Origin of the sequence: Celeribacter baekdonensis, from assembly GCF_003047105.1 — a bacterium.
Lineage (GTDB): Bacteria > Pseudomonadota > Alphaproteobacteria > Rhodobacterales > Rhodobacteraceae > Celeribacter > Celeribacter baekdonensis_B.
The window spans coordinates 1365774-1378019 of sequence record NZ_CP028475.1 but is presented as its reverse complement, the minus strand read 5'-3'; the positions used below and the strand labels follow the sequence as shown (position 1 = coordinate 1378019).

Annotated in this window: 10 protein-coding genes; 4 read left to right on the top strand and 6 right to left on the bottom strand. The window is 56.3% G+C overall.

Annotated features, from left to right (window positions below; translation table 11 throughout):
• Nucleotides 1-40 precede the first annotated feature (40 nt).
• From DA792_RS10245 to DA792_RS10225, 5 genes are all read right to left on the bottom strand, one after another.
• Nucleotides 41-790 carry an ABC transporter ATP-binding protein gene (locus DA792_RS10245; protein WP_107719860.1) on the bottom strand — a complete coding sequence of 250 codons (750 nt, stop codon included), beginning with the start codon at nt 788-790 and terminating at the stop codon, nt 41-43.
• A gap of 11 nt (nt 791-801) precedes the next feature.
• Nucleotides 802-1563 (bottom strand): ABC transporter ATP-binding protein, encoded by a 762-nt coding sequence (locus DA792_RS10240; protein ID WP_107719859.1) that lies wholly within the window; start codon nt 1561-1563, stop codon nt 802-804.
• Nucleotides 1564-1574: 11 nt separating this feature from the next.
• Nucleotides 1575-2798 (bottom strand): branched-chain amino acid ABC transporter permease, encoded by a 1224-nt coding sequence (locus tag DA792_RS10235; protein WP_107719858.1) that lies wholly within the window; start codon nt 2796-2798, stop codon nt 1575-1577.
• 4 nt (nt 2799-2802) lie between these two features.
• A complete protein-coding gene (locus DA792_RS10230) occupies nt 2803-3834 on the bottom strand; it encodes a branched-chain amino acid ABC transporter permease (protein WP_107722653.1) in 1032 nt (343 codons plus the stop codon).
• Between the two features lie 177 nt (nt 3835-4011).
• Complete coding sequence (locus DA792_RS10225) at nt 4012-5364, bottom strand: substrate-binding protein (RefSeq protein WP_107719857.1); 1353 nt, start codon at nt 5362-5364, stop codon at nt 4012-4014.
• Between the two features lie 298 nt (nt 5365-5662).
• Between DA792_RS10225 and DA792_RS10220 the strand changes: the two genes are divergently transcribed.
• Nucleotides 5663-7015 carry a helix-turn-helix domain-containing protein gene (locus DA792_RS10220; protein WP_107719856.1) on the top strand — a complete coding sequence of 451 codons (1353 nt, stop codon included), beginning with the start codon at nt 5663-5665 and terminating at the stop codon, nt 7013-7015.
• Between the two features lie 338 nt (nt 7016-7353).
• Here DA792_RS10220 and DA792_RS10215 read toward each other — a convergent pair whose 3' ends face one another.
• Entirely contained in the window at nt 7354-8196 is an 843-nt protein-coding gene (locus DA792_RS10215) for a hypothetical protein (RefSeq protein WP_107719855.1), read from the bottom strand.
• 625 nt (nt 8197-8821) lie between these two features.
• Here DA792_RS10215 and DA792_RS10210 point away from each other — a divergent pair.
• From DA792_RS10210 to DA792_RS10200, 3 genes are read left to right on the top strand one after another with little or no spacing between them, the layout of a single operon-like run.
• Nucleotides 8822-9214 (top strand): response regulator transcription factor, encoded by a 393-nt coding sequence (locus DA792_RS10210; protein ID WP_107722652.1) that lies wholly within the window; start codon nt 8822-8824, stop codon nt 9212-9214.
• Complete coding sequence (locus tag DA792_RS10205; protein ID WP_107719854.1) at nt 9207-9536, top strand: hypothetical protein; 330 nt, start codon at nt 9207-9209, stop codon at nt 9534-9536. The genes DA792_RS10210 and DA792_RS10205 overlap by 8 nt, the downstream gene beginning before the upstream one ends.
• On the top strand, nt 9537-12236 hold the full coding sequence (locus tag DA792_RS10200; RefSeq protein ID WP_107719853.1) for an ATP-binding protein: 2700 nt from the start codon (nt 9537-9539) through the stop codon (nt 12234-12236). It begins immediately after the preceding gene.
• Nucleotides 12237-12246 lie beyond the last annotated feature (10 nt).

Genomic DNA, 12246 nt, shown 5'->3' with positions numbered 1-12246 from the left:
GGCCCCATACCGAGACGCGGGAGGTCAAGGCGGGACAGATTCAGATGGCCAGATACTCGGTTCTTAACGCTTCGTTCTCAAGTACTTCTTTAGCACTACCATCATAAACCACCCGACCGGTGTCCAGAATGACGGCGCGGTCAGCCAAATTGAGCGCGCGCACGGCGTTTTGTTCGACCAAAACCGTGGTGATGCCCTGCGCTTTGATGATTTTGAGCGTCTTTTCAATCTCATCCACAATGACAGGGGCGAGGCCTTCGTACGGCTCATCAAGCAACAGTACTTTGATGTCGCGGGCCAAAGCGCGGGCGATGGCGAGCATTTGTTGTTCGCCGCCCGACAGGGTGATGCCCTCTTGTTTGCGCCGTTCGCGCAGACGCGGGAACAATTCGTACAGCCGATCCAGAGACCAGCCCACGGGTTCGACGATCTGCGCCAGTTGCAGGTTTTCCTCGACGGTCAGGCCGGGGATGATCCGGCGATCTTCGGGGACCAATGAAATGCCGCGCACCGCCGCCTCATAGGAGGTTTTGTCGTGCAGGCGTTCGTGGTCGAGCCAAATCTCGCCATGGGTGACTTGCGGGCTATCCAGACGGGCCAGCGCGCGCAGGGTTGAGGTTTTGCCAGCGCCATTGCGGCCCAAAAGAGCCAGAATCTCGCCCTCATGGATGTTAAAAGACACACCTTGGACGATGTAGCTTTCACCGTAATAGGCGTGAATGTCCCATGCCGAAAAGAACGCAGGTGCGGTTTGGGCATGATTGGCGTTTGGGTTGAACTCTTGTGTCATGATACCGCCCTTTAAACCTGTTGCGTCTCACCCAAATAGGCCTCTTTGACCTTTGGGTGACCTTTGATGTTGTCCGGGGTGTCTTCGACCAAGGGCGTGCCTTGGGCCAAAACTGTGATCCGGTCGGCCAATGAGAACACCACATGCATGTCGTGTTCGATGATGGCGATGGTGATGTCGCGCTCGGCCTTGATTTGTTTCAATAGGTCGATGGTGTTGTTGGTGTCGGCGCGCGCCATGCCCGCTGTCGGTTCGTCCAAAAGCAAAAGTTTCGGCTCTTGCACCAGACACATCGCGATCTCAAGCCGACGTTTGTCACCACGCGACATGGAGGATGTCACCATCTCGCACTTTTCCAACATACCGACGTCAGAGAGCATCTTTTCGGCCTTGGCGATCAAATCGCCCTCCTGCGCCATGCTTTCAAACGCATGCATCCGAAAGGCCCCATCGCGTTTGGCAAAACACGGGATCATCATGTTTTCCATCACCGTGAGATCGCCAAAGATTTCCGGTGTTTGGAACACGCGCGAGATGCCCATTTGGTTGATTTCATGGGGTTTGCGCCCCAAGACCGATTGGCCGTTGAACATCACCGATCCGGTGTCGGGCATGAGTTTGCCGACCAGACAGTTCAACAGCGTGGATTTGCCCGCACCATTGGGGCCGATGATGGCGTGGACTGTGTTCTCGTGGATCGAAAGATTGACATCGCCCAGAGCTTGTAGACCGCCGAACCGTTTGCCCACGCCTTTGACTTCAAGAATTCCCATATTCATTCTCCTTAGACGACGTGTTTGGACGGGGCGGGTTGATGGTCCGGGTCGGGATCATCGTATTTGTCGCGTTTCTTTTTGCCGTTCTGGACCCGATCCCGAATGCGTTTCAGGCCTTCGACCAAACCACCGGGCAAGAAGGTCACGACCAACATGAAGGTCACACCAAGGGTGAGGTGCCAGCCCTCGCCGGTGAAGCGGGCAAAGATCCAGACCACGACATCTTCGATCCCATCGGGGAGCCAATGGAACCAGCCGTGCAACACGGTCTCGTTGATTTTAGAGAAGATGTTTTCAAGATATTTGATCACACCTGCGCCCAAAACCGGACCCATCAAGGTGCCAGCGCCGCCGAGGATGGTCATAATGACGACCTCGCCCGAGGCGGTCCAAAGCATCCGATCCGCGCCTGCCAAAGGGTCCATCGCCGCCAAAAGCCCGCCCGCAAGCCCCGCATACATGCCGGAGATCACGAAGGCGGCCAAAGTGTAGGGCTTCGGGTCAAGCCCGGTGTAATTCATCCGGTGTTGGTTTGATTTCACTGCCCGCAGCATCATGCCAAAGGGCGAGCGGAACAGGCGGATGGCGACATAAAAGGCCAGAATCGCGATGACGGCACAAAAGTAAAATCCGACGCTGAAGGTGAACACATGGTTCATGACTTCGAGCTTATAGGTGCTGTTCATCGGCAGGCCGAAGAGATTGGTGACGGGTAGGGACGATCCCTCGATGGCCCGGTCCAGAATGCGCGGATCATCCAAGGCCAATTGCAACCCGGTTTCGCCATTGGTCAGCGGTGTGAGCACGGAATAGGCCATTTTGTAGCACATCTGCGCGAAGGCCAATGTCAGGATGGAAAAGTAAATCCCCGAACGACGCAAGGACACATAACCGATCGCGGCGGCGAAAATGCCTGAGACGACCATGGCCAAAAGGATGCCGGGGATGACGTTCATCGTCAGCAATTTGAACATCCACACGGCCGAATACGACCCGATGCCAAGAAAGGCGGCATGGCCAAAGGACAGGTATCCGGTGAGGCCAAAGAGGATGTTGAACCCGACCGCAAAGATGCCGAAAATGGCGACCTTTTGCATCAAATCGGGATAGCCGCCGTTGAATTGCGCAAGGCCCGATCCCTCAGCGAAGGGTTGCATGAGGATCGGCGTGAACAGGGTCAATCCGATGACGATCAATAGAAAGGTGGTGTCTTTTTTGTTTAGTCCGAACATGGCATTAGTCCTCCATCACGCCTTTTTTGCCCATCAAGCCGCGGGGACGGGTCAACAGGATGATGATGGCGACGACATAGATGATGATCTGGTCGATGCCGGGGATGATTGATTTGATTTCGTTCATCGAAGAGAAGCTCTCCAAGATGCCCAACAGAAAGCCTGCGGCGACCGCACCGGGCAAAGAGCCCATGCCGCCAACCACCACGACCACGAAGGACAGCACCAAAAAGTCCATGCCCATGTGATAGTTCGGCGACAGGATCGGCGCGTACATCACGCCCGCCATGCCCGCGACTGCGGCGGCGAGGCCAAACATGATGGTGAATTTGCGGTCGATGTTGATGCCCAAAAGCCCTACGGTTTCCCGGTCCGCCATGCCCGCACGCACAACCATCCCGAAGGTGGTGAAGCGCAGGAAGGAAAACACCGCACCGATGACGACGGCGGCAAAGCCGAAGTAGATCAAACGCCAGTAGGGGTAGATGATCACGTTTGGGTCAAAGCCCAAAGCCGCGCCAAAATCGAACGAGCCTTTGAATGCATCCGGGGCGGGGGTGGAGATCGGGTTGGCACCGTAGAAATATTTGATGATCTCTTGCAGCACGATGGCCAAACCAAAGGTCACAAGGATCTGATCGGCGTGGGGGCGTTTGTAGAAATGCTTGATCAGCCCGCGTTCCATGGCAAAGCCCACCGCGATCATGATCGGGATGGAGAACAGGATCGCCAAAGGCACCGCCCAGTCGATCATCCATGCGCCCGCGTCCGCGCCAAACCACGCCTCGACATAGGGGGTTTTGATTTTGGCCGGGTTGCCGAGGAAATCGAGCTTGGTCGGATCGACGGTTTCAAACGAGATCGAAAAGATGCGCGACAATGTCACCGCGCAAAACGCCCCGATCATGAAAATCGCGCCATGGGCAAAATTGACCACGCCCAGCGTGCCGAAAATCAATGTAAGCCCAAGCGCGATCAACGCATAGGCCGAGCCTTTATCGAGCCCGTTGAGCAATTGCAGAAGGATTGTCTCCATGGTCCCCACCTGTTGAATAAAGCGTGTCGGTTGACCAAAGCCCATCCGTCCCGGCGCCAAGTTCGGGCCGGGGGGGGGAGGGGAGGCCGGAGCCGCATGTGCGGTCCGGCCCATTTGGTTTTGGAAGAGGCGAGGGACCGCCGCTGTTGCGGTTCAGCCCCTCTTTTCAGGGCGCGATCAGCCCGCGTTACAGTCGCCCAATGCGCCACCGGCAAACATCGGGTGATCGACCGGGTAGGTGACCTGAGCCGCCGGGGTCACTTCGACGATTTCAAGAAGATCGAATTCAGAGGTTGGGTTCTCTTTCCCGCGCACCACCAACACGTCTTTGAAACACTGGTGATCGCCCGCACGATAGAGCGTCGGGCCGTTGCCCAAACCGTCGAACTCAAAGCCTTCAAGCGCTTCGCCAACCGCACAGGGGTTGAACGACCCAGCGCGGGCTACGGCGTCTGCGTAAAGCAGGGTCTGGCAATAGACCGTGTGCGCCGCCTGCGATGGCGGGAAGCCATATTTGGTGCCAAAGCTCTTCACAAAGGCTTGCGAGCCTTCGTCCTGCAACGACCAATGCCAGTTAGTGGAGCCAAGGATGCCCTTGATGTTTTCGCCCGCACCGCGCGCCATGAGACGCGAGAACAGGGGCACAACGATCTCGAACTTCTTGCCGTTGACCATTTTCTCGCGCAGGCCAAACTGCACCGCGTTGGTCAAAGAGTTCACCATGTCCCCGCCGTAGTGGTTCAGCACCAACACATCGGCGTCCGTTTGCAGAACCGGCGTGATGTAGGACGAGAAATCGCCCGCGCCAAGCGGTGTGCGCACCTTGTTGACGGTCTCCCACCCCAAAGCCTCTGTGGCTGCGGCGATGGATTCCTCTTGGGTCCAGCCCCAAGAATAGTCAGCCGTCAGGTGATAGGCTTTGCGATCCGTGCCGTAGAGGTTTTTGAGCACCGGAGCCAAAGCGGCCGCAGACATGTAAGCGTTAAAGAAATGGCGGAACCCGTTGGCTTTTTTGTCTTTGCCAGTGGTGTCGTTGGAATGGGTCAGACCGGCCATGAAAATCACGCCCGCTTCTTGGCACAGACCCTGAACCGCAATGGCCACGCCTGAGGAAGACCCGCCGGTGATCATCACTGCGCCGTCTTTTTCGATCATGGACTTGGCAGAGGCGCGGGCTGCGTCGGATTTGGTTTGGGTGTCGCCGGTGACGAATTCGACCTTTTTGCCGAGGATGCCGTTGCCTTCAAGCACTTTGGAGCTGAAGGTGTTCAACATGCCGCCGTCGCCCATGCCGTTCAGGTGCTCAACCGCCAATTCATAGGCGCGCAGCTCGTCGGCCCCCTCATCGGCATATGCGCCCGATTGGGGCACGTTAAAGCCAAGGGTGACCGTGCCGCCCATTGGTTCGTTGGTAAAGGCGCGGGCCCCCGAGGTGAAGATTGTCGGCAGCGCAAGACCGGCACCAGCGATGGCCCCGGTTTTGATCACACCGCGACGCGAAACGCGCCGTGTCAGATCGGATTTGGACATGTATATTCCTCCCTAGAATTTCTATCAGGCTCGCCCGGACTTCCTCCCCGAAGTCCAGGCGGCGCGCAGACCCCGTCTCCGAAATGTCGGATGTGTAAACGAGATGGGGTAATACTGGGAGTGTGAAGAAAATTCATCAACAAGTGCTTTATAGTTAAGGATTTTTTTGTTAATAAATACACAATGCGATGGTATGCATTGTAAATCTATTTTCGCGCAGGTGCAGCACAAGCCGCTTTGCGGTCGCAGAAAGGGCCTGAAATCATTCACGTTTCGATGTCGCAACTGAGGAAAGACGATGCCAAGATCCGCCCTGACAGGCACACGAATCCGTGAACGGCGCTCTTTGGAGGGGCTCAAACAGGCCGATTTGGCCCGTGATGTGGGCATTTCGCCGTCTTATTTGAATTTGATCGAACACAATCGCCGCAGAATCGGTGGGAAATTACTGGTCGATCTGGCGCGCGCCTTGGGGGTTGAACCCTCAGCCCTGACCGAAGGGGCACAGGTGCCGTTGATGGAAGGGCTGCAAGACGCCGCCAGCAATGCAGCGCCGGGGCCGCGTCGTGGCGGGGCCAAAGGCACAACGGACCCGGAAACGGCGCGGGCCGAAGAGTTTGCCGGGCGCTTTCCGGGCTGGGCCGCTTTGGTGGTGGCGCAGCGCGATCGGATCACCGCGCTTGAGCGTCGGGTTGAGGCGCTCAACGACCGTCTGGCGCATGACCCGTTTCTCTCTGATAGTCTGCACGAAGTCCTCTCGACCGTGACCGCGATCCGTTCGACGGCGGGGATTTTGAACAATGCCGGTGAGATTGACCGCGACTGGCAGGCCCGGTTTCATCGCAACCTGTATGAGGACAGTCAACGTCTGGCTGATGGTTCGCAGGCGCTGGTGAGTTATCTTGATACGGTGGGCAAATCCGAGGACACGTTGTCTGCGCCTTTGGACGAGGTTGAGGCCTGGTTGGCGCAGCGCGAATTTTCCATCCCCGAACTTGAGCGGGGGATGATGCCGGATTTGACCGGGGATGACGGATTGCGTTCGCCTGCCGCACAAAGTTTGGCGCGCAAATGGGTGTTGCGCGCGCGGGCCGAGGCGGAAAAAATGCCGGTGTCTTTGGTCGAAGATGTGATTGCCGCCCACGGTCCTGACCCGGCGGCTTTGGCGCAGGAAACCGGCGTCGAACTGGCCGCCGCGATGCGTCGTCTGGCCGCGTTGCCGCCAAAAGAAGGCCGTCCGCCGATGGGGCTGGTGATTTGCGACGGCTCTGGGGCGCTGACCTTTCGCAAGCCGCTCGACGGCTTTGCTCCGCCGCGATTTGGTGCCGCTTGTGCGCTTTGGCCGCTCTATCAGGCCTTGCTCAGGCCGATGGTGCCGATCCGGCGCGTGGTCGAGCAACAGGGCCAACCGGCGCGGCGCTATCTGGCCTATGCAATCTGTCAGCCGCGCCCAGCCAAAAGTTTCGACGCCCCCGAAGTGGTCGAAGCAACGATGTTGTTTTTGCCACTTGATCGGCTCGACGGGCTTGGTCATGTGCCGCGCGATGCCGAAGTGCTTGGCATCGGCACAAGCTGTCGCGTCTGCGCCCGCATGAATTGCGTGGCCCGCCGTGAACCGTCGATGGTCTTGGAGGATGTGGAAGAGGGGTAGGGGCACAGTGCCGCATCAAGACAGCCCACCGCGCACATCACGCGATTCCTCTGGATCGCAGCAGCGCATAGAGCTGCACTGATGTGCTCACTATGAGGGTCGCAACACAGACGATACAGGTCCGCTGTGCGGGACGAAGTGTGAGTTCGCTGCGCTCGCACCAATGTCTTCTTCAGCGAAAGCGGGCCAGTCAAAAAAGGTAGTTTCGGTCAATGTGCTGCCCACTGGCTTCAGCGGATCGCGGCATGTGTTCCGAGGATCTTTGCACGCTGCGCAAGATCACGACCAGCTTTTCATTATTCTTTATGGCCAGATAGAAACACTTCTGGGAAGTGTTCTTAGGGCAACTCAATGCCAAACACCACCAGAATGAATAGTGTGACTAGAAAGGTTAAAAAATTTACTAAGAACGAAACCCTGTAATTGCTAATTATCTTACCCCCGCAAGCCTCGAACTCTTTATAGTCATATATCTCAATACCGCCTATTCCGAGACCTTCAAAATTCGATACTACTGCAAGAGGTTCTCGATAGTGTGACCTGACATTGAGCGGAAAGAGAATTAAATTTCTGAAGATACTTTCTCCAACATAGAAAAGCATTTTTGCATTCCAGCGTAAAGAGAGCACGACTTCTAAGATAAATCGGTATATCAGTTGACCTATTGCAGCATAAAAAAGGCCTAAAATTCGTGGTAGGCTTGCTATTTTCTTAGCGTTGCCTTTTGATCGACATAGGCGGTGGATCAGGCGAGGAAAGCGTGTATGTTTATGCACGTCTATCCTTGTAAATGGGGGCTTTTCTAGCGGCATAAATCCCAAGTAGGGCAGGTACATATTTCCCAAGTACAGAGACCACTCGCGGGTTAACCGCCCTGACGATGAAGCTTTAAAGTGGATAGCTGCGAACAAGAGATATATTGTCACTAGATTACTTTGAAGGTCAGTTAGACTAAACCCGAGAAAAGATGCTAAAAAATTCAGTGCATAATGAATTGGATCGCCGATCACTACATCATATGACTTTAGGAAGGCGGCCAAGACCTCCCGGGTTTCAGCGTTGCACACCCAAATAACTATTTGCACCCCAGAAATTGCTGCGGTCACACTTCCAATCAAGCTCTTCCAATCAGACAATGAGGATTTTAGCGATATGGCTAGAATTTTATTACTGGTCTTCATATTCCGCTAAACTCATCACAATTGGCACAGTCCGAAACAAGCCTCACACATCTCGATCATTCTCTATCGCGTCGAGCACAATCAATCTGACTGGAGGCCTAAGAGTACAAGCGCGATGAAAACTGTCTATGTTTTACGCGACCATTCTTGTCTTGTTAAGCGAAACCGCTCAGTCAAGAATTCTTAGCGACCAGATGCCCTCAGTTCGGCATAAACGTCTTTGATTTTTCTAATTCGGGCTCCACTTGCAAAGCAGACGTTGGCGCAAAGCGCAGCATCCGGCACATTGGGCTCAAACTCGCCCTGTGCCGCATCACAGGCAAACGACAGTTTTTGCTTTTGCGAAGGCGATTTGGGCCTCAGATCTGAGGGGAGGTCATTGTTGCTGAACGCGTGGAGGATGGGTGAGGGTCGCTAAATCTCACGCCGGCGTGAGAAGTTTTGACATGAGCGCCCTGAAACGCCATAAGATGAGGCAGTTAACGCGTTGTGAATTCTATCTTTGGGAGGAGATTGAATTCAAAATGCACCCGCCATGGAACGGATGCGCGCGGATGTATGCGATTTTTCGGTATCTTCGGATGAGGGATTGGAAAAAACGCCTTTGGGAGAGAGGGTCTGTCAGATGGGCAAGCGTGTGTTGCTGATCGAAGACGAACCAAACATAATTGAAGCGATCCGGTTTATTCTGTCGCGGGACGGTTGGACCGTGGAAACGCATTCGGACGGGGCGACGGCTGTGGCGGCTGTCGCGGCCAAGCGGCCGGATATTGTGATTTTGGATGTGATGTTGCCGAATAAATCCGGCTTTGACATCCTGCGCGATCTGCGCGGCATGGCGGAGCACTCAGATCTGTCAATTTTGATGCTGACCGCGCGAGGTCAGAAAAAAGATCGCGATATGGCCGAGGCCGCAGGCGTGTCGCATTTCATGACCAAGCCGTTCTCCAATTCCGAAATGTTAGAGGCGGTGCGCCGTTTGGCCGGGCTGGATCGGGCGCAGGCCAACGATGGCTGAGGGCCGTTCCCCGGTCTATCTGGCGCGCGCCTCATATCGGCGCAGACGCCTGATTGATGCGCAACGGCTCTTGCCCTTTTTGCTTTTGGGTCTGTGGCTTTTGCCGCTGCTCTGGGGCGGCGAGGGCACGGGGCAGCCTTTGGGCGCAGGATCACGGTCTTTCGTACATGTGTTTGTGGTTTGGGCGCTTGGGATTTTGGCCGCGGGGTGGTTGGCCTTTTTGCTGGCCCATGGCGCGGCGCGCACCGAGGAGCTTTTGACCTCGCAAAGCCGCTCTGAGGGCGCGTCTGGCGATGTCTCCCCGCCTGAGGACCGCCGCTGAATGTTCCATTTCAACATCCTTGTTCTGGCCTGTCTGAGCTATGCCACATTTCTGTTCGTGGTGGCATTTTGGGCGGAAAAGCGGGCCGAGGCCGGACGGCTGGGCTGGTTGCGCTCGCCGTGGATTTATACGCTCTCGCTCTCAATCTATTGCACGGCTTGGACATTTTACGGCGCGGTCGGATATGCGGCGCGCTCAGGTCTTGAGTATCTGACGATCTATCTTGGCCCGTCCTTGGTGATGATCGGTTGGTGGTGGATTTTGCGCAAACTGGTGCGCATTGGCCGGACTCAGCGGATCACCTCGGTCGCGGATTTGATCTCTTCGCGCTATGGCAAATCGACCACTTTGGGGGTCTTGGTGACGCTTTTGGCGGTGATCGGCACCACGCCTTATATCGCGCTGCAATTGCAATCCGTGGCGCTGTCTTTCGCGGTCTTTGGTCTCAATGACCCCTCCGGCATGGTGGTGCCCGATCTGGACAAAACCGCGCTTTGGGTCGCTGCCGGATTGGCGCTGTTCACCATCCTGTTTGGCACGCGCAATTTGGATGCCAACGAACGCCACCATGGCGTCGTGACGGCGATTGCCTTGGAGGCGGTGGTCAAATTCGTGGCACTTGTGGGAGTTGGGAGTTTCGTCGTTTGGGGCCTGTCCGATGGGATGAACGATTTGATGGCACGCATTGATGCCTCACCCGTTGCCCAGCATTCCATTCACGGCACGCGCTGGATCACGCTGACCTTGTTGTCGGGTGCAGCGCTGATCACCCTGCCGCGGATGTTTCAGGTCATCGTGGTTGAGAACGTCGATGAAAATCATTTGTTTACGGCGGGTTGGGCCTTTCCGCTCTACCTCTTTGGCATGTCTTTGTTTGTCATCCCCATCGCTGTTGTGGGCTTGGACGTGTTGCCCAAAGGGTCAAACCCGGACATGTTCGTGCTCACTTTGCCGTTGCATTATGATCAACGCGTCCTCGCGACCCTGTCGTTTTTAGGTGGATTTTCTTCGGCCACGTCGATGGTCATTGTCGCCTCGATTGCACTCTCCACAATGGTCTCTAACCACATCGTCATGCCGATTTGGCTGAGTTCGCGCACGGGCGGCGCGACCATGTCGGGCGATGTGCGCAGTGTCGTTCTTTCTGCTCGCCGCCTGTCGATCTTTGGCGTTCTGGCCTTGGGCTATCTGTATTTCCATTTTTCCGGTGGCTCAGAGGCCTTGGCCTCCATCGGCATGATTTCATTTTCTGGCGTGGCACAGGTGCTACCGGCGCTGTTGGGCGGGATATTTTGGCGCGGAGCCACGCGGGTTGGGGCCATCGCCGGGGTTGTGCTGGGCTTTTGCGTTTGGGCCTATTCGATGTTCTTGCCCTCCTTTGGCGCGGCGGCAGGATATACGCAGGCGTTTCTCGACAATGGCCCCTTTGGCATCGCCCTGTTGCGGCCCCAGGCGCTGTTTGGCGTCGAAGGCGTCGATCCGGTGGTGCATGCTGTGGTCTGGTCCATCGCGCTCAACACGTTGGTGTTTGTCCTGGGCTCTCTGATGTCCTTTCCGCGCCCGGTCGAGCGGCTTCAAGGCGCGCAATTCGTCAGTGTGTTTGAACACACCGGATCGACGCGCGGCTGGTCGCATGGCTTTGCCGAGGCCGAAGACCTTTTGGTCATGGCACAGCGAATTTTGGGACCAACGGACGCGCAAAACCTGTTCCAAGTCGAAGCGGAGGCGCAGGGAAAACAGGGTTATCTCCCTGATACAACATCAGAATTTATCGAACGTTTGGAGCGTGAATTGGCCGGGTCCGTGGGGGCCGCGACGGCCCATGCGATGTTGGGTCAAATCGCCGGTGGCGTGTTGGTGTCGGTCGAGGATTTGATGGCTGTGGCCGATGAAACCGCACAGATGTTGGAATATTCGACCCAGCTTGAGCATAAATCGGAAGAGCTTGCCCGCACCGCACGGCAATTGCGCGAAGCCAATGGAAAACTGACTGCATTGTCGATCCAAAAAGACGCGTTTCTGTCGCAAATCTCGCATGAATTGCGCACGCCAATGACCTCGATCCGCGCTTTTTCGGAGATTCTGCGTGAGGCCGGGCAGACGGGTGAAATGGACGGCGAAAGCTTGGCGCGGTTTTCCGGCATCATCCATGATGAGGCCCAGCGGCTGACCCGGCTTTTGGACGATCTTTTGGACCTCTCGGTGTTGGAAAACGGCTCGGTGACGCTCAACTGGACCCGCACCAATTTGCATGACGTGATCGAGCGCGCGGTTCAGGCCACCTCCGGCGGCGCGGCAGGCGCGATCACCATTCGGCGGCACGCCCTGTCAGAACATATCGCGATTGAAACCGACCCGGACCGGTTGGCGCAGGTGTTCATCAACCTGATCACCAATGCCAGCAAGTACTGCGATGCGGCCTCGCCTGAGTTGAAAATCTACACTCGCAGGATCGGGGAGGACGCGATTCAAATAGATTTCATCGACAATGGTTCGGGCATTGCCAAGGACAAACAGGCGGTGATTTTCGAGAAATTTTCGCGCCTGACGGATCACGCGAAAGCGGGCGGTGCGGGGCTTGGGTTGGCGATTTGTCGCGAAATCATGGTCAATCTGGGCGGTACAATTTCCTATTTGCCGGGGCAGGGTGGGGCGGCGTTTCGGCTTGATCTGGCGCGGCTGCGATCCCGATCTGCGTGAGCCTTGGGGG